This window comes from Streptomyces sp. col6, from assembly GCF_008042035.1.
Classification (GTDB): Bacteria; Actinomycetota; Actinomycetes; order Streptomycetales; family Streptomycetaceae; genus Streptomyces.
This window is the reverse complement of the sequence record NZ_RDBL01000006.1, coordinates 1,663,412-1,684,510: the sequence shown is the minus strand read 5'-3', so window position 1 is coordinate 1,684,510 and position 21,099 is coordinate 1,663,412. Positions and strand designations below refer to the sequence as shown.

The window sequence follows — 21,099 nt, the reverse complement described above, 5'->3', positions numbered from 1 at the left end:
TGCACGATGGGGAGCATGACCGGCTCCGCACTCGATTCCTTCTCCCCCGCGACCCGCAGCTGGTTCACGGGAGCGTTCAGCGCGCCGACCGCCGCGCAGGAGGGTGCCTGGCGGGCGATCGGCGAGGGGTCGGACGTGCTGGTCGTCGCACCGACCGGTTCCGGCAAGACGCTGGCCGCCTTCCTCGCCGCGCTGGACCGGCTGGCGGCCGTCCCACCGCCCGCCGAGGCGAAGAAGCGCTGCCGAGTGCTGTACGTGTCCCCGCTCAAGGCGCTCGCGGTCGACGTGGAGCGCAATCTGCGCTCGCCGCTGACCGGCATCCGCCAGGAGTCCGTGCGCCAGGGCCTGCCCGAGCCCGAGGTCCGGGTGGGCATCAGATCGGGTGACACCCCCGCGGCCGAGCGCCGCTCGATGGCGACCCGGCCGCCGGACATCCTGATCACGACGCCCGAGTCGCTCTTCCTGATGCTGACCTCCTCGGCCCGGGAGGCCCTGTCCGGCATCGAGACGGTGATCCTGGACGAGGTGCACGCGGTGGCGGGCACGAAGCGCGGCGCCCATCTCGCCGTGTCGCTGGAGCGCCTGGACGAGCTGCTGCCCCGGCCGGCCCGGCGCATCGGCCTCTCGGCGACGGTCCGGCCGGTCGACGAGGTCGCGCGCTTCCTCTCCCCCAGGCGCAAGGTGGAGATCGTCCAGCCGCCGTCCACCAAACAGTTCGATCTGTCGGTGGTCGTGCCGGTCGAGGACCTGGGCGAGCTGGGCGGCTCCCCCGCCACCGACGACACCTCCGGGCAGGCCGAGAAGCCGTCGATCTGGCCCCATGTGGAGGAGCGGATCGCCGATCTCGTCCAGGACCACCGCTCCACCATCGTCTTCGCCAACTCCCGCCGCCTCGCCGAGCGCCTGTGCAACCGGCTCAACGAGATCGCGTACGAGCGAGCCACCGGCGAGACCATGCCGGAGGCCCACTCCCCCGCCGAGATCATGGCGGAGTCCGGCGCGGCCAAGGGCGCTCCCGCCCTGCTCGCACGGGCCCACCACGGCTCGGTCTCCAAGGAGCAGCGTGCCCAGGTCGAGGAGGACCTCAAGGCGGGCCGGCTGCCCGCGGTGGTCGCCACCTCCAGCCTGGAGCTGGGCATCGACATGGGAGCGGTCGACCTGGTGATCCAGGTCGAGTCGCCGCCCTCGGTCGCCTCCGGGCTGCAACGGGTCGGCCGGGCCGGCCACCAGGTGGGCGCGGTCTCCACCGGCGTCGTCTTCCCGAAGTACCGCGGCGACCTGGTGCAGGCCGCCGTGGTCACCGAGCGGATGCGCACGGGCTCCATCGAGGCGCTGCGCGTTCCGTCCAATCCGCTGGACGTGCTGGCCCAGCAGCTGGTCGCCATGGTGGCGCTGGACAGCTGGCAGGTGGACGACCTGCTGGCGGTGGTCCGCCGGGCCGCCCCCTTCGCCTCGCTCCCCGAGTCGGCGTTCACGGCGGTCCTCGACATGCTCGCCGGCCGCTATCCGTCCGACGCCTTCGCCGAGCTGCGGCCCCGCGTGGTCTGGGACCGCGTCGCCGGTACGGTCACGGGCCGCCCCGGCGCCCAGCGCCTCGCCGTCACCTCCGGCGGGACGATCCCCGACCGCGGCCTGTTCGGGGTCTTCCTGGCCGGCGCCGACCCCAAGAAGGGCGGCGGCCGGGTCGGTGAGCTGGACGAGGAGATGGTGTACGAGTCCCGGGTCGGCGACGTCTTCACCCTCGGGACCACCTCCTGGCGCATCGAGGACATCACCCGCGACCGGGTCCTCGTCTCCCCCGCGCCCGGGGTGCCCGGAAGGCTGCCGTTCTGGAAGGGCGACCAGCTGGGCCGCCCGCTGGAGCTGGGCCGCGCCCTGGGGGCCTTCCTGCGCGAGCTCGGCGGGCTCTCCCACGAGGACGCCCGCGACCGCCTCCTCTCCGCGGGCCTGGACACCTGGGCCGTGGACAACGTCTTGGCGTATCTCGACGAGCAGCGCCGCGCCTGCGGTCATGTGCCGGACGACCGGACCATCCTGGTCGAGCGCTTCCGGGACGAGCTGGGCGACTGGCGCGTCGTCGTGCACTCCCCGTTCGGCGCGCAGGTGCACGCGCCGTGGGCCCTGGCGCTCAGCGCCAGACTGGCCGAGCGGTACGGGATGGACGCGCAGGTCATGCATGCCGACGACGGCATCGTGCTGAGGCTGCCCGACGCCGACATGATGGGCCTGGACCTCCTCGACTTCGACCCGGCACAGGACCCCGCCCCGGACACCTCCGCACCGCTCGCCCCGGCCAACGCCGCCTTCGACAGCGACCAGCCCCCGGTCGGCGCCGCCGATGTGGCCTTCGACAAGGGCGAGATCGAGCAGATCGTCACCGACCAGGTCGGCGGCTCCGCCCTGTTCGCCTCGCGCTTCCGCGAGTGCGCGGCGCGGGCGCTGCTGCTCCCCCGCCGCAGCCCCGGCAAACGCACCCCGCTCTGGCAGCAGCGCCAGCGCGCCGCGCAGCTCCTCCAGGTCGCCTCCGAGTTCGGCTCCTTCCCCATCGTTCTCGAAGCGGTCCGCGAGTGCCTCCAGGACGTGTTCGACGTCCCTGGGCTCACCGAGGTCATGGGCGACCTGGAGGCCCGCCGCATCCGCCTCGTCGAGGTCACCACACCGGAGCCCTCCCCCTTCGCCCGCTCCCTCCTGTTCGGGTACGTCGCCCAGTTCCTGTACGAGGGCGACTCGCCGCTCGCCGAACGGCGGGCCGCCGCGCTCTCCCTGGACTCCCGGCTGCTGGCCGAGTTGCTGGGCAGGGCGGAGCTGCGCGAGCTGCTCGACGCCGACGTCCTGACCGAGCTGGAGCGCGAACTCCAGTGGGTGGCGGACGACCGCCGGATCAAGGACGTCGAGGGCGTCGCGGACCTGCTGCGGGTCCTCGGCCCGCTCACCGACGAGGAGCTGGCCGAGCGCGGTGCCGAGCCCGCCTGGGCGCCGGAGCTGGAGTCCGCCCGCCGGGCCATCCGGGTCCGGATCGCCGGGGCGGCGCACTGGGCGGCGATCGAGGACGCGGGCCGGCTGCGCGACGCGCTGGGCACAGCGCTCCCGGTCGGCGTCCCCGAAGCGTTCACCGAACCGGTGAAGGACCCCCTGGGCGACCTCCTCGCCCGCTACGCCCGTACGCACGGCCCGTTCACCTCCACCACGGCCGCCGCCCGGTTCGGACTCGGCACGGCCGTCACCGACGGAGCCCTGCAACGGCTCGCGGCCTCGGGCCGGATCGTCCAGGGCGAGTTCCACCCCGCGGGCATCGGCCAGGAGTGGTGCGACGCGACGGTCCTTCGGCGGCTGCGGCGCCGTTCACTGGCCGCGCTCCGCCATGAGCTGGAGCCGGTCCCGCCCGCCGCCCTCGCCGGATTCCTGCCGCAGTGGCAGCACCTCGGCGGCAACAACCTGCGCGGGATCGACGGGCTGGCCCGCGCCATCGAGCAGCTGCAGGGCGCCCCCGTCCCGGCCTCCGCGCTGGAGCGGCTCGTCCTGCCCGGCCGCGTCACCCGCTACACGCCCGCGCTCCTCGACGAGCTGACCACCACCGGCGAGGTCGTGTGGGCGGGCGCCGGAGCGCTGCCCGGAAAGGACGGCTGGATCTCCCTCTACCTCGCCGACAGCGCGCCCCTGCTCCTCCCTCCGCCCCGCCCGCTGGAGCTCAGCGCCCTGCACGAGTCCGTGCTGACCGTGCTCGGCGGCGGCTACGGCCTCTTCTTCCGCCAGATCGCCGACCAGGTCCGCGCCACCACCCACCCCGACTGCACCGATCCGCAACTGGCGGACGCCCTGTGGGACCTCGCCTGGTCGGGCCGGCTGACCAACGACACCCTCGCGCCGCTGCGCTCCCTGCTCGGCTCCGGCCGCACAGCGGGATCCACCGCGCACCGCGCCAGGCGCAACGTCCCGCGCGGCCGTTACGGCACCCTCACCGCCGCCGCCCGCCCCGCCTCACGCACCGGGCCGCCCACGGTCTCGGGCCGCTGGTCCCTGCTGCCTCCCATCGAACCCGAGCCCACGCACCGCGCCCACGCCCTGGCCCGCACCCTGCTGGACCGGCACGGGGTGGTCACCCGGGGCGCGGTCCAGGCCGAGGGCGTCGAGGGCGGTTTCTCGGCGGCGTACCGGGTGCTGTCGGCCTTCGAGGACAACGGGCAGGCGCGCCGGGGCTACGTCGTGGAGGGGCTGGGGGCCGCGCAGTTCGCGATGGACGGGGCGGTCGACCGGCTCCGCGCGGTCTCCACCGCCCGGGACCGTACGGAGCCGGGCGCGGACCCCCGCGCCCTCGTGCTGGCGGCGGCCGACCCCGCCAACGCGTACGGCGCCGCCCTCCCGTGGCCGGAGCCCCCGGACGGGGCCGGGCACAAACCGGGCCGCAAGGCGGGCTCGCTCGTCGTCCTGGTCGACGGCGAGCTGACGCTGTACATGGAGCGCGGCGGCAAGACGCTGCTGGCCTGGCCGACCGATCCTGACGACCCGGCGCTCCGGGCGGCGGCCGCAGCGCTGGCCGCGGCCGCCCGCGCCGGGGCCCTCGGCACGGTGACCGTCGAGCGGACCAACGGCGCCTCCTCCCTGACCTCCCCCCTGGGACGCACGCTGGAGGCGGCCGGCTTCCTCGCCACCCCGAGAGGGCTGCGCCTCCGCGCGACGTGACTCACGACGGGTGGCCGTACAGCCCCTGGAAGCACCGGTCCCCCGCCCCGCGACGCATGATGGAGGCATGCCCGAAGGAGACACCGTTCTGCAGACCGCCGGGCGGCTGCACCACGCGCTCGCCGGCGAGGTCCTGACCACGTCCGATCTCCGCGTCCCCCGGTTCGCCACCGCCGACCTCACCGGCCGGGCCGTCCTGGACGTCACGGCGCGCGGCAAGCACCTGCTGACCCGGATCGAGGGCGGTCTCACCCTGCACAGCCACCTACGGATGGACGGGGCCTGGCGGATCTACGCCCCGGGCGAGCGCTGGCGCGGCGGCCCCGGCCACCAGATCCGGGCCGTCCTGGGCAACGCGGCACACACCGCAGTCGGCTACCGCTTGCCGGTGCTCGAACTCCTGCGGACCCGGGACGAGGAGCAGGCGGTCGGCCATCTCGGCCCCGATCTGCTGGGCCCGGACTGGGATGCCGACACGGCGCTGCGCAATCTCCTGAGCGACCCCGCCCGCCCCCTCGGCGAAGCTCTGCTCGACCAGCGCAATCTGGCCGGCATCGGCAACATCTACAAGGCCGAGCTGTGCTTCCTGGCCCGTGCCACTCCGTGGCTTCCCGTCGGTGAGCTGCCCGCTCCGACGGCCGCCCTCCTGGTCGGGACCGCCCGCCAGCTGCTCGACGCCAACCGCGACCGCCCGAACCGCATCACGACCCTGGGCGGCCGTTCCCGTACCGTCGCGCGCGCGGCTTCCCGCGCGCGGAGGCCGAGCGAGGACCTTTGGGTGTACAGCAGGACGGGCCGCCCCTGTCTGCGCTGCGGGACGCCGATCCGCGCGGCCGAGCAGGACGGCCGTCCCGCCTACTGGTGCCCCCGCTGCCAGTCCGGCCCCGCGCCTACCTGACAAGCCGCCGACGCCATATTCGCGCCGTCCTGCGCGCCCACGCCGTACCGCGCCGCAGCAGACTCGTCCCCGCGTCGAAGATGCCCATGGGCCGGGCGGTCGTCGCCACGTGGACGGGCAGGAGGCTCAGCCCCCATCCACCCGCCGCCACCGTTCCCTCCACCACCCCGGCGTGCGCCGGGGCCAGCACCAGTCGCAACACGGCCCACCACCACACGCCGCAGAGAACGAGCGCCGGCACCCATCGCCTTACCATGGCTGCCTCCTCCGGCCGAACCTAGTCGCGCCCGCTCGCCCGGGGCGAGAGCGCACCGGTGCACCACCGGCGCGCGCGGGGCGGTCGCACCACCCGGGCCCGCCCCGGTCGCGCAATCCCGCCGCGCTGCCTCAGGTCTGCGCACCCTCTCAGCGCGGAGCCCCCACCGTGCGGGTGGGGGCTCACCGCGGACACGTCAGTCCTTGTCGTCGGACAGGGAGTCCTTGATGCCGTCCGCCCGGTCACGGGCTCCGCCCATGGCGTCCTTGGCCTTGCCCTTGGCCTGGTCCGTCTTGCCCTCGGCCTCCTTGCGACGGTCGCCGGTCATCTTGCCCATGGCTTCCTTCGCCTTGCCGGTGATCTTGTCCTTCGCGCCTTCGTTCTTCATGCTCGTTCCTCCATCGGAGAGAAGCGGTCGGTACCTCGTACGGCCTCGCGGGTCCGTTCAGGCGTTCTCGGCCTGGAACATCCAGGCGTGCTTTTCGAGCTCGGCGGTCAGCGTGATCAGGATGTCCTGGCTGACCGGGTCCGGGGTCTCGGTCGCCTCGATGCGCTCGCGCATCCGGCCGATCACCACACCGAGGGCGTCGATCAGAGCCTTCACCGCGTCCACGTCCTTGATCCAGCCCTCGGACACGGAGGCGATGGCCGTGCTCTTGGCGACCGTCGCGGCTCGGCCGTCCGGGTTGACGCCGAGGGCGGACGCGCGCTCGGCAACCGTGTCGGAGTGCTGGCGGGCCGTGTCGACGACATCGTCGAGCTGGAGGTGCACGGACCTGAACCGCGGCCCGACCACGTTCCAGTGGACCTGCTTGGCCACCAGAGAAAGGTCGAGGAGATCCACCAGAGCGCCCTGGAGGGCGTCTCCGACGGTCTTGAGGTCGGTCTCGGACAGTGGGCTCTTCACCACAGACATGCACGTCTCCGATCTGGAATCCGTTCCGTTCAGCACCACCCACGATGGCACAAACGAAGCAAAACGGTCATTCGAGGAAGTAGGTGACTACGGACAAGTGCGTTCCGGAGCGTTCCTCGGTCTCTTCTCATCCACGCGCCTGCCCGCCATCGCCCCGCTGACACACCGATCGCCGGGAAATGAGCGGCCCGTCACACGCGAAAGCCCCGGTCCGCCCCCACGAGAGGGGAGGACCGGGGCCTCGGCTTCACACCGAACCGATCGGATCAGGCGGCGACGACGTCCACCGCTTCCGCGGGTGCCTTGATGGTCACCCGCCCCGTCGGTACACCCGCCACCGAAGTAACGGAGACGGAGTTGAGCATGGGGCGCACCGGTACAGGTACCGGATCGCTGGCCGCTGCCGACTCGGCCAGTTCGGCCAGGGACAGCTCATCGCTCACTTCACGCATGAGCTCGGACATCCGTACGTCAAGCGCGTCGCAAATGGCGGAGAGCAGTTCGGAGGATGCCTCCTTCTGCCCCCGCTCCACCTCGGAGAGATAGCCGAGCGAAACTCGGGCGGACGAGGAGACTTCGCGCAGAGTACGGCCTTGGCGCTGGCGCTGCCGACGCAGCACGTCACCCAGCAGGCGACGGAGCAGAATCATCGGTGGCTCCCTCCTCGGACCGCGTAGCCGCATCCTTCACGCCCCACCGTACCGCCTAGCGCTGCGGCCGTGCGGGGAGCGATGTCGTGTTCACTCAGGGCTGCAAACATCAATTCCCCCCGTTCTCTTCCGTATCCTGTGCGCTCGCATTCTCGTGGAGTTCGCCTGAGAGCAGGTCGAGCGCGCTTCGTACGCTCTCCTTACGGATGTCCGCCCGGTCGCCGTTCAACCGCAGCGCAGCGACTTTCCCGGCGCCGTGCGGGCCGCTGACCGCGACGAAGACCGTTCCGACGGGCCGGCCGTCCTGCGGTTCCGGGCCGGCGACGCCGGTGGTCGCCACTCCCCAGTCTGCGCCCAGAGCCCGCCGTACGCCTGTTGCCATCTGACGCGCGACCTCGGCGTCGACCGCCCCGCGCTCCGCCAGGAGGTCCGCGTCGACCCCCAGGACTTCACTCTTGAGGGGGGTCGCATACGCCGTGACCGAGCCCCGGAAGGCCCGTGAGGCACCGGGTACGGACGTCAGTTCGGCGGCGACCAGACCACCGGTCAGCGACTCCGCGACGGCGAGGGTCTGCCCCCGCTCCACGAGCAGCCGCAGCACGCGGCCCGCGGCAGTCACCGCTCGGCCTCCGCCGGCCCCCGGGTCGAGGAGGCCGCCCCCGCGACCGTCCCGGCCACTTCGGAGGCGCCCTCGGCCTGGGCCGCACGTTCCGCCGCCAGCCCCTGGCGCCGCAGCACAACGGCCTGGCGGACGTAGTCGAGGCCGGTGACGACCGTCAGCACGACGGCCACCCCCATCACCCAGAAGCGCAGGGTGGCCAGTGGACCGGTCAGCGCCAGGACGTACATCCCGACGGCCGTCCCCTGCGCCAGCGTCTTCATCTTGCCGCCGCGGCTGGCCGGAATGACCCCGTGCCGGATCACCCAGAAACGCATCAGGGTGATGCCGAGCTCACGGAAGAGGATCACGCCCGTGACCCACCACGGCAGATCGCCGAGGTAGGACAGGCAGATGAGCGCCGCGCCCATGATCGCCTTGTCGGCGATCGGGTCGGCGATCTTCCCGAAGTCGGTGACCAGGTTGTACGTACGCGCCAGATGTCCGTCGAACAGGTCGGTGATCATGGCGATGGCGAAGGCGGCCCAGGCGAAGGAACGCCAGGCCGGGTCGTACCCGCCGTTGTGGAGAAGCAGCACCACGAAGCCGGGGACGAGCACGAGCCGGGCCATCGTCAGGAGGTTGGCGATGTTCCACAGACTGGCCTGATTGACCGCAGCGGCGCCCAGCTTTCCGCCGCGGACCGGCGTCGAGCCGGACCCGCCTGCCGCGGATGCCGGGACTCCGGTCATCTGGCTACCTCCACAAGCTCACTGCACTCGGCGATCAGGTCCACGCCTTCGGTGCCCACGACCTTTGCCTCGACCATACGGCCCGGGACCAGGCCCTCGCGTGTGGTGAAGAGCACCTGGCCGTCCGTTTCGGGCGCCTGGTGCGCGGCACGGCCGATGGCACGCGGCTCGTCCTCGGTGGGTTCCACGGACTCGACCAGCACCTGGAGCGTTTCGCCCATGCGCTCCTCGGCCCGCTGCGAGGTCAGTTCCTCGGCGAGCTGCGAGATGTGCGCGAGGCGCTCCGCGATGACGTCGGCGTCGAGCTTGTTCTCGTAGCCGACCGCTTCGGTGCCCTCCTCGTCGGAGTAGCCGAAGACGCCGATGGCGTCGAGACGCGCCCCCGTGAGGAACCGTTCCAGCTCCGCGAGGTCCTCCTCGGTCTCGCCGGGGAAGCCCACGATGAAGTTGGACCGGGCTCCCGCCTGCGGTGCCTTGCCCCGGATCGTGTCCAGCAGCTCCAGGAAGCGGTCGGTGTCGCCGAAGCGGCGCATCGCCCTCAGCACGGCGGGCGCGGAGTGCTGGAAGGACAGGTCGAAGTAGGGCGCGACCTTCGGCGTCGAGGTGAGGACGTCGATCAGGCCCGGCCGCATCTCGGCGGGCTGCAGGTAGCTGACCCGGATCCGCTCGATGCCGTCGACGTCCGCGAGCTCGGGCAGCAGCGTCTCCAGGAGACGGATGTCACCGAGGTCCTTGCCGTACGAGGTGTTGTTCTCGGAGACGAGCATGACCTCCTTGACGCCCTGCTCGGCCAGCCAGCGGGTCTCGCCCAGCACGTCCGAGGGACGCCGGGAGATGAAGGAGCCGCGGAAGGACGGGATGGCGCAGAAGGAGCAGCGGCGGTCACAGCCGGAGGCCAGCTTGACGGAGGCGACGGGGCTGGTGCCCAGCCGGCGGCGCAGCGGCGCGCGCGGCCCGGAGACCGGGGCGACGCCCTCCGGCAGGTCGGCCGGGGCGGGAGCCACCTCCTGTGCGTGGCCCGGCAGGGCCACCGCGGCGTCCTGCCGCTCGGCGGGGCTGATCGGCAGCAGCTTCCGGCGGTCGCGGGGGGTGTGGGAGGCGTGGATGCCCCCGTTGAGGATGGTCTGGAGGCGGTCGGAGATGTCGGCGTAGTCGTCGAAACCGAGGACGCCGTCCGCTTCCGGCAGGGCCTCGGCGAGGTCCTTGCCGTAGCGCTCGGCCATGCAGCCGACGGCGACGACGGCCTGGGTGCGGCCGTGGTCCTTCAGATCATTGGCTTCGAGCAGGGCATCGACGGAGTCCTTCTTGGCGGCCTCGACGAACCCACAGGTGTTGACGACGGCGACATCGGCATCGGAGGCTTCCTCGACGAGCTCCCAGCCGTCCGCTGCCAGGCGGCCTGCAAGCTCCTCCGAGTCCACCTCGTTACGGGCGCAGCCAAGAGTGACAAGGGCGACGGTACGGCGTTCGGGCATGGACTCAAGACTACTTTGTCCCGGCGTCGGCCCCGCCGCGGAGGGTTGGTCCGTTACCCGGAGTCACAAAGCGGCGAGCGCCCGGCCGGGTGGCCGGGCGCTCGCCGCGCCGCTGTGTTTCCGTCCGTACGGTCAGCCGACCTCGGGGTCGCCCTTCGTGTACGAGAGCCGCTCGACCTGTCCGGGCTGGAACTCGTCCTCGACCTTCTTGCCGTTGACGAAGAGCTCGATCGATCCGGCGTTGCCGAGAACGAGGTCGACGCGCTCCTTGTCCTGGAAGGTCTTCGACTGGCCCTGCTGGAGGGTGCCGTCGAAGAGGGACCGGCCGTTGTGGTCCTTGGCCGAGATCCAGCTGCGGCCCTGGGTGGCGCTGAGCTTGACCGTGACCTTGTCCTGGGGCGCCGCGGCGATGGCGCTCTCGGAGGGGGCCGGCTTGGGGTCGGCGGGCTTGCTGGCGGAGGGCTTCGGCGCGATCTTGTCGGACGTCGGTCCCTCGGCGACACGGCCGGCGGTCGAGGGTTCGTCACCGCCCTTGAAGAAGGTGAAGCCGACGAAGCCGATCACGGCGACGATCGCCGCGACCATGGCCGCCGTCCAGTTGGGCCGGCGGGGTTCGGAACGGATGCGTTCGGCCTCGAACAGCGGCGCCGCCGGAGTGGGCGCGGGACGGCCGCCGTGCTCGGCGTCGTACTCCGTGACCAGGGGTTCCGGATCGGTGCCGACGGCACGGGCGAGCGTGCGGATATGGCCGCGGGCGTACACGTCGCCGCCGCAGCGGGAGAAGTCGTCCTGCTCGATCGCGTGCACGATGGGGATGCGCACCCGGGTGGACGTGCTGACCTCTTCGACCGTGAGACCTGCGGCGATGCGAGCCTGCTGGAGCACTCGACCGATCGAAGGCCGGTCTTCTTCGGGGGAGTTGCCGATGGACACGGGGGCGCCTTTCGAGCGTGAGCCACCTGCTGGGTGTTCAGTCTAGGGGGGGTACGAAAGGGTGGGGCAACCGGGCGGGTGGACTTTGTACGCCATCAGATTCGAACAGAGCCGGTTTCGCCGGGCCGCCCCGGGGAAGGACGTTCCGTCCCTCCCTTCAACTTGACGTACGGCCCGACGAAACGGTTGCCCGCAAAACTCTTACGAACCGGTTTCCCCGCGAATCTGTGCCAACACCCCGTCCAGCTCGTCCGGTTTCACCAGGACGTCGCGGGCCTTGGAGCCCTCGCTGGGTCCCACGATGTTGCGGGACTCCATCAGGTCCATCAGCCGCCCGGCCTTGGCGAAGCCCACCCGCAGCTTGCGCTGGAGCATCGAGGTCGATCCGAACTGGGTGGAGACGACCAGCTCGGCGGCCTGGCACAGCAGGTCGAGGTCGTCGCCGATGTCCTCGTCGATCTCCTTCTTCTGCTTCGTCCCGACCACCACGTCGTCGCGGAAGACGGGGGCCATCTGGTCCTTGCAGTGCTGGACGACGGCCGCGACCTCGTCCTCGGTGACGAAGGCGCCCTGCATGCGGGTCGGCTTGTTCGCCCCCATCGGCAGGAACAGACCGTCACCCTTTCCGATGAGCTTCTCGGCGCCGGGCTGGTCCAGGATGACCCGGCTGTCGGCGAGCGAGGAGGTGGCGAAGGCGAGCCGGGAGGGCACGTTCGCCTTGATCAGACCGGTGACGACGTCCACCGAGGGCCGCTGCGTGGCGAGCACCAGATGGATGCCGGCGGCGCGGGCCAGCTGGGTGATGCGGACGATCGAGTCCTCGACGTCGCGCGGGGCGACCATCATCAGGTCGGCCAGCTCGTCGACGATCACCAGCAGATACGGGTACGGCGCGAGCTCCCGTTCACTGCCCTCGGGCGTCTTGAGCTTGCCCGTGCGCACGGCGTGGTTGAAGTCGTCGATGTGCCGGTAGCCGAAGGCCGCGAGGTCGTCGTAGCGCAGATCCATCTCCCGCACGACCCACTGCAGGGCCTCGGCGGCCTTCTTGGGGTTGGTGATGATAGGCGTGATCAGGTGCGGGATGCCCTCGTACGCGGTCAGCTCGACGCGCTTGGGGTCGACGAGGACCATCCGGACGTCCTCCGGCGTCGCCCGCACCATGATCGAAGTGATCAGGCAGTTGATGCAGGAGGACTTGCCGGAGCCGGTCGCACCGGCCACCAGGACGTGCGGCATCTTCGCCAGGTTGGCCATCTCGTAGCCGCCCTCGACGTTCTTGCCGAGCGCGACGAGCATGGGGTGGTCGTCCTCCGCCGCGTCCGCGAGCCGCAGCACGTCGCCGAGGTTGACCATCTCCCGGTCCGAGTTGGGGATCTCGATGCCGACCGCGGACTTGCCCGGGATCGGCGAGATGATGCGGACGTCGGGGCTGGCGACGGCGTACGCGATGTTCTTGGCGAGCGCGGTGATCCGCTCGACCTTCACGGCCGGGCCGAGCTCCACCTCGTACCGCGTCACCGTCGGCCCGCGGGTGAAGCCGGTGACCGCGGCGTCCACCTTGAACTCGGTGAAGACGTTGGTCAGTGAGGCCACGATCGCGTCGTTGGCGGCGCTGCGGGTCTTGCCGGGGCCGCCGCGCTCCAGGAGATCGAGCGAGGGCAGCGCGTACGTGATGTCGCCCGAGAGCTGGAGCTGCTCGGCGCGGGCGGGCAGCGGCTGCGACTCGGAGCGGTCGGGAACGGGCTTGGTCAGATCGGGTACGCCACCGGCCGGTGTGGTCTCCCTGCGCTTCCCGGCGGGCCTCTCGGCGGACTCCGCCTCCCTGGCACCCGGCACCGGCGTGCCCGTACGCTCGCGGTCCACCGAGACGCCCTGGGTCAGGTCGGCGACGACCGGCGAGGGCGGCATGCCGTTGAGCACGGCCCCGTCCAGCGCCGCGGCAGCGGCGGCAGCGACGTCGACCGCGTCCATCGGGCGGTTCATCGCGGGCTGCACCGAGGGCCTGCGCGGCCTGCGGCGCTTGGACAGCGCCTCGGCCTCGGCATGGTCCGGGTCGTACGCGTCGGGCGCCTGGGAGCGGCGCGAGCGCGCCGGCAGGCTCTCGCGCCACTGGTCGTCGTACCGCTCGTCGTCGTTGTCCTCCGGCGCCTCAGGGTCGTATGCCGGTTCGACGATGCCGAGCTTGACGCCGAGCAGCCTCAGCCGCTGCGGGATGGCGTTCACCGGGGTCGCCGTGACGACCAGCAGGCCGAAGACGGTGAGGAGCAGGAGCAGCGGGACGGCCAGCACCTCGCCCATGGCGAAGATCAGCGGTTTGGACGCGGCCCAGCCGATGAGGCCGCCCGCGTCCTGCATGGCCTCGGTTCCCTCGTCGCGCCCCGGCGAGCCGCACGCGATGTGGACCTGGCCGAGCACCCCGATGACCAGGGCGGACAGTCCGATGACGATGCGGCCGTTGGCCTCGGGCTTCTCGGGATAGAGGATCAGCCGCACCGCGATGGCACCCAGCAGTATCGGCACCAGCAGGTCGAGCCGGCCGAACGCGCCGGTGACCAGCATCTCCACGAGGTCGCCCACGGGACCGCGCAGGTTCGACCAGGTGCCCGCGGCGACGATCAGCGCGAGGCCGAGCAGCAGCAGCGCGACGCCGTCCTTGCGGTGGGCGGGGTCGAGGCCCTTGGCGCCGCGCCCTATGCCACGGAACATCGCCCCGACGGCATGGGCCGCGCCGAGCCAGACGGCCCGCGCCAGCCGGTACACCCCGTTCGTGGGCGAGGGCGCCGGTGGCGGCGGGGCGGCCTTCTTGGCCGGTGGCTTCCTGGCGGGCGCCTTCTTCGCGGGCGCGCTCTTCTTGGCTGCGGTCTTCTTGGCGGGCGCGGCTTTCTTCGCCGGACCCGGGCCACCGCCGACGCGCTTCGCGGTGTCCGCAGTGCCCTGGGAACCCTTGCCGGACGTACGTGAGGCCATGGGCCCGAGGTTACCGGTGTCCACGCCGGTGAACACGTGCGCGTACCGGTTCACCCGTCCGTGTCGCCCTGCGGGGGCCGGAAACTGACGCGCCCTCACCGGCCGGCGCATGCCGAAAGCCCGCACCCGCCGGTCAGTTGTCCCCGGCCCGCCCGAAGGCGCCCCGCACACAAGGCGGGTGCGCCCTTACGAGGGAACGGCCGCCGATGCCCCGCCGGTGCCGGGCTCCAGCGCGTCCAGCGCGCGGCGCAGTCCGGTCAGCTTCCGTTCGAGATGGGCGGCCGTCGCCACCGCGCCCGCGTCCGCGGACTCGTCGTCGAGCTGCTTGGACAGCGCCTCCGCCTGCTCCTCGACGGCAGCGAGCCGCGCGGAGAGCTCGGCCAGCAGACCGGCCGGCTCCTTCTCCTGCTGGGCGCTCGCCGATGCGCCGCCCTCCAGCTGGAGCCGCAGCAGGGCCGCCTGCTCCCGCAGCTGGCAGTTCTTCATGTACAGCTCGACGAAGACCGAGACCTTGGCCCGCAGCACCCACGGGTCGAACGGCTTCGAGATGTAGTCCACCGCGCCGGCCGCGTAACCCCGGAAGGTGTGGTGCGGACCGTGATTGATCGCGGTGAGGAAGATGATCGGGATGTCCCGGGTCCGCTCCCGTCGCTTGATGTGCGCGGCGGTTTCGAAACCGTCCATGCCCGGCATCTGGACGTCCAGCAGAATGACCGCGAAGTCGTCCGTGAGCAGCGCTTTGAGCGCCTCCTCCCCTGACGATGCCCGTACCAGTGTCTGATCGAGCGCAGAGAGGATGGCCTCCAGCGCCAGCAGATTCTCCGGCCGGTCATCGACCAGGAGGATCTTGGCCTTCTGCACCATGGCCCGTCCTCCTCGCCCCGGAATTGCACCGGGCGCCGCCCCGGGGGACGGCTCCCTTACGCCGTCCGTCCTTGTGCCGGTCATGGTAGCCGCACCCCGGCGGTCACCACACCCTGTCACCGCGATGTCACTGTGCACGTACCGAAAACGCGGCGGGAGACCAGAAGGTTCCCGGCAATCCGCGTTCCCACACCCCTCCGGACATCATCGATCAACAAATCTACGTGGATTCGCTCAGCGAGCGCTCACTCTCCGCGCATCCACCGCTCCATGACCGAAAGCAGATGGTCGGGATCGACCGGCTTCGTGACATAGTCCGACGCTCCGGATTCCAGCGCCTTCTCCTTGTCGCCCTTCATCGCCTTCGCGGTCAGCGCCACGATCGGCAGCTCGGCGAACTGCGGCATCCTGCGGATCGCCGAGGTGGTCGCGTAACCGTCCATCTCCGGCATCATGATGTCCATCAGCACCACCGTCAGATCATCGTGCTGCTCCAGGACTTCGATGCCCTCGCGTCCGTTCTCGGCGTACAGGACCGTCAGTCCGTGCTGCTCCAGCACGCTGGTGAGCGCGAAGACGTTGCGGATGTCGTCGTCGACGATCAGTACCTTCTCGCCGTTGAACCGGAACGTCCTGCGCACCTCGGGCTCGTCCTGACCGCCCAGGGCCCACGACTCCTGCGGCGCTGCCGGGGCCGGCTGCGGAGCGGGTACGGGTGCCGGACGCGGCGGCAGCGCGGGCTGCTGCCGCCCGCCTCCCAGCGCCTTGCGCCGCTGGCTCAGCCGTCCCGCCGCGCCTCCGGGCTCCTGTCCACCGCGCGAAAGCGGCGAGGACTGCGTGATGTCCTGGGGGCCCGGCACATACACCTGCCCGGCCTCGACAGCCCGACCGCCCTCGGCCGTGCCGGTCTGGCCCTCGGCCGGTCCGGGAGCGATCTGCGGGTAGCCCTGCGGCGGGAGTTCACTCGGGTGCAGCGGGAGGTACAGCGTGAACGTCGAGCCCCGGCCGGGTTCGCTCGCCGCGTGGATCTCGCCGCCCAGCAGCCGCGCGATCTCGCGGCTGATGGAGAGGCCGAGACCCGTACCGCCGTACTTGCGGCTGGTCGTGCCGTCCGCCTGCTTGAACGCCTCGAAGATGACCCGCATCTTGCTGGCGGCGATCCCGATACCCGTGTCGGTCACCGAGAAGGCGATCAGATCGCCGTCCGCGTCCCGCAGCGAACCGGCCTCCAGCAGCTGCTCGCGGATGGCGTCCGGCACCTCCTGGCCGGCGTGCCTGATCACCAGCTCGACGGCCCCGCTGTCGGTGAACTTCACCGCGTTGGAGAGCAGGTTGCGCAGCACCTGGAGCAGCCGCTGCTCGTCGGTGTGCAGCGTCGCCGGCAGCTCCGGCGACACTCGTACGGAGAAATCCAGCCCCTTTTCCGCGGTGAGCGGCCGGAAGGTCGCCTCCACGTAGTCGACCAGCTGCACCAGGGCGATCCGGGTCGGGCTGACGTCCATCTTGCCCGCCTCGACCTTCGACAGGTCGAGGATGTCGTTGATCAGCTGGAGCAGGTCGGAACCGGCCCCGTGGATCGTCTCGGCGAATTCCACCTGCTTCGGCGAGAGATTGCCCTCGGCGTTGTCCGCCAGCAACTTGGCCAGGATGAGCAGCGAGTTGAGCGGGGTGCGCAGCTCGTGCGACATGTTCGCCAGGAACTCGGACTTGTAGCGCATCGAGACGGCGAGCTGTTCGGCGCGCTCCTCCAGGACCTGGCGCGCTTCCTCGATCTCGGTGTTCTTGACCTCGATGTCGCGGTTCTGGCGGGCCAGCAGCTCGGCCTTCTCCTCCAGTTCGGCGTTGGACGCCTGGAGGGCCTTCTGCCGGTTCTCCAATTCCTGCGAGCGGTCGCGCAGTTGCTCGGTGAGCTCCTGCGACTGTTCGAGCAGCTTCTCGGTCGTCGTGTTGACGCTGATGGTGTTGACGCTCGTCGCGATCATTTCCGCGAGCTGGTTGAGGAAGTCCCGCTGGATGTGCGTGAACGGCTGGAAGGAGGCCAGTTCGATGACGCCGAGGACCTTGCCCTCGAACAGCACCGGCAGCACGATCACATGCGCGGGCGGCGCCTCGCCGAGCCCCGAGGAGATCTTCAGGTAGCCCGGCGGAACGTTGTCCACCTGGATCGTCCGCTTCTCCTCGGCTGCCGTGCCGATGAGCGTCTCGCCCGGCCGGAACGACGTCGGCATGGAGCCGGCCGAGTAGCCGTAGCTTCCCCGCATGCGGAGCTCGTAGGCCCCTTCGGCCTCGCCGCCCAGCGCGTCGGTCTCGCCGGTGGGCGTGGCCAGGAAGAAGGCGCCGTGCTGCGCGGAGACCACGGGCGTCAGCTCGCTCATGATCAGCGAGGCGACGTCGTCCAGGTCGCGCCGCCCCTGCATCAGACCGGAGATCCGGGCGAGGTTGCCCTTGAGCCAGTCCTGCTCCTTGTTGGTGGCGGTGGTGTCGCGCAGGTTCGCGATCATCGTGTTGATGTTGTCCTGCAGGGCCTGGATCTCGCCCGCCGCGTCCACGTCGATCTTCAGGTTGAGATCGCCGCGCGTCACCGCCGTGGCGACGGCCGCGATGGCCCGCACCTGACGGGTCAGGTTCCCCGCCATCTCGTTCACCGACTCGGTGAGGTCGCGCCAGGTGCCGTCCACGTCCCGCACCCGCGCCTGGCCGCCCAGCTGGCCCTCGGTACCCACCTCACGGGCGACGCGGGTGACCTGCTCGGCGAACGACGACAGCTGGTCGACCATCGTGTTGATGGTGTTCTTCAGCTGCTGGATCTCGCCGCGCGCGTCGATGTCGATCTTCTTGGTCAGGTCGCCCTTGGCGATGGCCGTCGTGACGGCGGCGATCTGGCGCACCTGACCCGTCAGGTTCGACGCCATCGAGTTCACGGACTCGGTGAGGTCCTTCCACGTACCCGAGACGCCCGGGACGCGCGCCTGGCCGCCCAGTTCGCCCTCGGTGCCCACCTCGCGGGCGACACGGGTCACCTCGTCCGCGAACGAGGACAGGGTCGTCACCATCGTGTTGACGGTGTCGGCCAGCTCGGCGACCTCGCCGCGCGCCTCGACGGTGACCTTCTTCGTCAGGTCGCCGTTGGCGACGGCGGACGAGACCCGGGAGATGTTGCGCACCTGGCTGGTCAGGTTGTTGGCCATCAGGTTGACGTTGTCGCTGAGGTCCTTCCAGATGCCGGTCGCCCCGCGCACCCGCGCCTGGCCGCCGAGGATGCCCTCGGTGCCCACCTCACGGGCGACACGCGTCACCTCGTCGGCGAAGTTGAGCAGCTGGTCGACCATCGTGTTGACGGTCGTCACCAGTTCGAGGATCTCGCCCTTGGCGTCGACGGTGATCTTCTTGGACAGGTCGCCGTTGGCGACCGCGGTGGTCACCTCGGCGATGTTCCGCACCTGCAGGGTGAGGTTGTTCGCCATGCCGTTGACGGACTGCGTGAGGTCCTTCCACGTACCGGAGACCCCCTGCACCTCGGCCTGACCGCCGAGGATCCCCTCGGTGCCCACCTCGCGGGCCACCCGCGTCACCTGCTCCGCGAAGTTCGAGAGCTGGTCGACCATGGTGTTGAGGGTGTTCTTCAGCTCCAGGATCTCGCCGCGCGCGTCCACGTCGATCTTCTGCGACAGGTCACCGCGCGCCACCGCCGTGGCGACCTGCGCGATGTTACGGACCTGAGCGGTGAGGTTCCCGGCCATGCCGTTCACCGAGTCCGTCAGATCACGCCACACACCGGCCACGCCGGGCACCTGGGCCTGGCCGCCGAGGCGGCCGTCGGTGCCCACCTCGCGGGCCACCCGCGTCACCTGCTCCGCGAAGGCGGAGAGCTGGTCGACCATCGTGTTGATGGTGTTCTTCAGCTCCAGGATCTCGCCGCGCGCGTCCACGTCGATCTTCTGCGACAGGTCGCCCCGCGCCACCGCCGTCGTGACCTGGGCGATCTGGCGCACCTGGGAGGTCAGGTTCCCCGCCATGAAGTTGACGGAGTCGGTCAGCTCCTTCCACGTACCGGAGACACCGTCCACCCGCGCCTGACCGCCGAGGCGGCCCTCGGTGCCCACGTCCCGCGCCATCCGCGTGACCTGGTCGGCGAAGGAGGACAGCTGCGCCACCATCGTGTTGACGGTGTTCTTCAGCTCCAGCATCTCGCCCGCGACATCGACGGTGACCTTCTGCGACAGGTCGCCGTTGGCGACCGCCGTCGTCACCTGCGCGATGTCCCGCACCTGACCGGTCAGGTTCCGGAACGCCGTGTTCACGGAGTCCGTGAGGTCCTTCCAGGTGCCCGCGGCGCCCGGCACCTCGGCCTGCCCGCCGAGCCGGCCCTCGACACCGACCTCCCGGGCCACCCGGGTCACTTCCGAACCGAAGGACTGGAGCTGGTCGACCATCGTGTTGACGGTGTTCTTCAGCTCCAGCATCTCGCCGGCCACGTTGACGGTGACCTTCTGCGTCATGTCACCGCTGGCGACCGCCGTGGTCACCTGGGCGATGTCCCGCACCTGGATCGTCAGGTTACGGAAGACCGTGTTCACCGAGTCGGTGAGGTCCTTCCAGGTGCCCGCGGCGCCCGGCACCTGCGCCTGGCCGCCGAGCACACCCTGACCACCGACCTCGCTGGCCACACGGGTGACCTCGTCCGCGAAGGTGCGCAACGTCTCGGTCATCTGGTTGATCGTCTCGGCGAGCTGGGCGACCTCGCCGCGCGCACTCACCTGCACCTTCTGCGACAGGTCGCCGTTGGCGACCGCCGTCGTCACCTCCGCGATGCCCCGCACCTGGGAGGTGAGGTTGCCGGCCATCGTGTTGACGGAGTCCGTGAGGTCCTTCCACACCCCGGCCACGCCCGGCACGACCGCCTGGCCGCCCAGCTCGCCCTCCGTCCCCACCTCACGGGCGACCCGGGTCACCTCGGAGGAGAACGAGGACAGCTGGTCCACCATCGTGTTGACGGTGTTCTTCAGCTGGAGCATCTCGCCGGCGACATGGACGGTGACCTTCCGCGACAGGTCGCCCTTCGCGACCGCCGTCGTCACCAGGGCGATGTCGCGCACCTGTGCGGTCAGCCGGTACGCCATGGTGTTGACGGAGTCCGTGAGGTCCTTCCACGACCCGGACATCCCGCGCACCTGGGCCTGGCCGCCGAGCTTGCCCTCGGTGCCCACCTCGACCGCGACCCGCGTCACCTGCTCGGTGAACGCCGACAGCTGGTCGACGAGGTTGTTGACCGTACGGGCGACCTTCAGGAACTCCCCGCGCAGCGGCCGTACCGTCTCGTCCGCCGTGTGGGAACGCAGCTCCATCCGCTGTTCGAGATCACCGTCGGCCACCGCCGACAGCACCCGCCCGACCTCGGAGACGGGCCGCGCGAGATCGTCGACCAGCTCGTTGGACGCATCGATCGCGGCCGCCCAGGAGCCCTCGCAGGCGCCCGTCTCCAGACGCTCGGTGAGCTTGCCCTCGCGGCCGACCACGCGCCTGACCCGCGCCAGCTCGCCGGTGAGGTGCACATTACGGTCGGCGACCTCGTTGAAGACCGCGGCGAGCTCCGCCATCACGCCTTCGCCGGAGACCGTGACGCGCCTGCGGAAGTTCCCGTCGCGCATGGCGACCAGACCGGCCAGCAGTCTGTGGAGCGCCGCGGCGTCGACCTCGACGGTTCCATTGCGCTGCTTCTTCACGGACTGTCCGCCTTTACTGCGCGTGCCTGAACCCCGCGCCGCCACGTCAGACTCCACCGTGTCCCTCCCGCAGGGGTTGACCATCTCGCTAGGACCTCGTCCGAGAGCTTGCCCACAACTTCGCCGGCTCACCGCCACAGCCCACCGTCGACGGGTGACCATGCGGACGTCAAATCGTTGAAACCTACCAGGCGGGAACCGGTCGGGGTGGAACGTCCCATGGTTGTCCCACATCCCTCCGAGGGGAAGCCCATCCTGGTCGGTCACCCGTCCGTTCCCGCCCGGCCCTGTCCGAAGTCGGACCTCGTGTACCCGGTGCGCGGGAGGAACGTCTAGCCTGGCAGGCGAATCGAAGCGGCGAGAAACGGGCACAGGACTCGGGGAAGC

Annotated in this window: 13 protein-coding genes; 2 read left to right on the top strand and 11 right to left on the bottom strand. The window is 70.9% G+C overall.

Annotated elements, in window-relative coordinates:
* The first annotated feature begins 15 nt into the window (after positions 1–15).
* Together EAO73_RS11510 and EAO73_RS11505 are read left to right on the top strand one after the other, a co-directional pair.
* A complete protein-coding gene (locus EAO73_RS11510) occupies positions 16–4,680 on the top strand; it encodes a DEAD/DEAH box helicase (protein ID WP_147971266.1) in 4,665 nt (1,554 codons plus the stop codon).
* 67 nt (positions 4,681–4,747) lie between these two features.
* Positions 4,748–5,578 (top strand): DNA-formamidopyrimidine glycosylase family protein, encoded by an 831-nt coding sequence (locus EAO73_RS11505; protein WP_147971265.1) that lies wholly within the window; start codon positions 4,748–4,750, stop codon positions 5,576–5,578.
* Here the strand turns inward: EAO73_RS11505 and EAO73_RS11500 are convergent.
* From EAO73_RS11500 to EAO73_RS11450, 11 genes are all read right to left on the bottom strand, one after another.
* Positions 5,571–5,834 (bottom strand): hypothetical protein, encoded by a 264-nt coding sequence (locus EAO73_RS11500; protein WP_147971264.1) that lies wholly within the window; start codon positions 5,832–5,834, stop codon positions 5,571–5,573. The two genes, EAO73_RS11505 and EAO73_RS11500, sit on opposite strands and share 8 nt — an antisense overlap.
* Before the next feature lie 196 nt (positions 5,835–6,030).
* Complete coding sequence (locus EAO73_RS11495; RefSeq protein WP_147971263.1) at positions 6,031–6,222, bottom strand: CsbD family protein; 192 nt, start codon at positions 6,220–6,222, stop codon at positions 6,031–6,033.
* Positions 6,223–6,279: 57 nt separating this feature from the next.
* The gene (locus tag EAO73_RS11490; protein WP_147971262.1) at positions 6,280–6,750 is read right to left on the bottom strand and encodes a Dps family protein; all 471 of its coding nucleotides are present in this window, start codon (positions 6,748–6,750) and stop codon (positions 6,280–6,282) included.
* Between the two features lie 266 nt (positions 6,751–7,016).
* Positions 7,017–7,400: a helix-turn-helix domain-containing protein gene (locus tag EAO73_RS11485; protein WP_018105285.1), complete on the bottom strand. Its 384-nt coding sequence runs from the start codon at positions 7,398–7,400 to the stop codon at positions 7,017–7,019.
* Positions 7,401–7,509: 109 nt separating this feature from the next.
* A complete protein-coding gene (locus EAO73_RS11480; RefSeq protein WP_147971261.1) occupies positions 7,510–8,019 on the bottom strand; it encodes a CinA family protein in 510 nt (169 codons plus the stop codon).
* The gene (pgsA, locus tag EAO73_RS11475) at positions 8,016–8,750 is read right to left on the bottom strand and encodes a CDP-diacylglycerol--glycerol-3-phosphate 3-phosphatidyltransferase (RefSeq protein WP_147971260.1); all 735 of its coding nucleotides are present in this window, start codon (positions 8,748–8,750) and stop codon (positions 8,016–8,018) included. The genes EAO73_RS11480 and pgsA overlap by 4 nt, the downstream gene beginning before the upstream one ends.
* Positions 8,747–10,225 carry a 30S ribosomal protein S12 methylthiotransferase RimO gene (gene rimO, locus EAO73_RS11470; protein ID WP_147971259.1) on the bottom strand — a complete coding sequence of 493 codons (1,479 nt, stop codon included), beginning with the start codon at positions 10,223–10,225 and terminating at the stop codon, positions 8,747–8,749. Before rimO ends, pgsA begins: the two co-directional genes overlap by 4 nt.
* Before the next feature lie 132 nt (positions 10,226–10,357).
* Positions 10,358–11,158: a helix-turn-helix domain-containing protein gene (locus EAO73_RS11465; RefSeq protein ID WP_147971258.1), complete on the bottom strand. Its 801-nt coding sequence runs from the start codon at positions 11,156–11,158 to the stop codon at positions 10,358–10,360.
* Positions 11,159–11,359: 201 nt separating this feature from the next.
* On the bottom strand, positions 11,360–14,125 hold the full coding sequence (locus tag EAO73_RS11460; protein ID WP_147971257.1) for a DNA translocase FtsK: 2,766 nt from the start codon (positions 14,123–14,125) through the stop codon (positions 11,360–11,362).
* Between the two features lie 186 nt (positions 14,126–14,311).
* The gene (locus EAO73_RS11455) at positions 14,312–14,989 is read right to left on the bottom strand and encodes a two-component system response regulator (protein ID WP_147971256.1); all 678 of its coding nucleotides are present in this window, start codon (positions 14,987–14,989) and stop codon (positions 14,312–14,314) included.
* A gap of 245 nt (positions 14,990–15,234) precedes the next feature.
* Complete coding sequence (locus tag EAO73_RS11450) at positions 15,235–20,712, bottom strand: HAMP domain-containing protein (RefSeq protein WP_147971255.1); 5,478 nt, start codon at positions 20,710–20,712, stop codon at positions 15,235–15,237.
* Positions 20,713–21,099: the final 387 nt, after the last annotated feature.

What these genes read in the sequence shown, in the direction of transcription:
- EAO73_RS11510 (WP_147971266.1), top strand. Translation starts at nt 16, where the DNA reads ATGACCGGCTCCGCACTCGATTCCTTCTCCCCCGCGACCCGCAGCTGG.
- EAO73_RS11505 (WP_147971265.1), top strand. Translation starts at nt 4,748, where the DNA reads ATGCCCGAAGGAGACACCGTTCTGCAGACCGCCGGGCGGCTGCACCAC.
- EAO73_RS11500 (WP_147971264.1), bottom strand. Translation starts at nt 5,834, where the DNA reads ATGGTAAGGCGATGGGTGCCGGCGCTCGTTCTCTGCGGCGTGTGGTGG.
- EAO73_RS11495 (WP_147971263.1), bottom strand. Translation starts at nt 6,222, where the DNA reads ATGAAGAACGAAGGCGCGAAGGACAAGATCACCGGCAAGGCGAAGGAA.
- EAO73_RS11490 (WP_147971262.1), bottom strand. Translation starts at nt 6,750, where the DNA reads ATGTCTGTGGTGAAGAGCCCACTGTCCGAGACCGACCTCAAGACCGTC.
- EAO73_RS11485 (WP_018105285.1), bottom strand. Translation starts at nt 7,400, where the DNA reads ATGATTCTGCTCCGTCGCCTGCTGGGTGACGTGCTGCGTCGGCAGCGC.
- pgsA (WP_147971260.1), bottom strand. Translation starts at nt 8,750, where the DNA reads ATGACCGGAGTCCCGGCATCCGCGGCAGGCGGGTCCGGCTCGACGCCG.
- rimO (WP_147971259.1), bottom strand. Translation starts at nt 10,225, where the DNA reads ATGCCCGAACGCCGTACCGTCGCCCTTGTCACTCTTGGCTGCGCCCGT.
- EAO73_RS11460 (WP_147971257.1), bottom strand. Translation starts at nt 14,125, where the DNA reads ATGGCCTCACGTACGTCCGGCAAGGGTTCCCAGGGCACTGCGGACACC.
- EAO73_RS11455 (WP_147971256.1), bottom strand. Translation starts at nt 14,989, where the DNA reads ATGGTGCAGAAGGCCAAGATCCTCCTGGTCGATGACCGGCCGGAGAAT.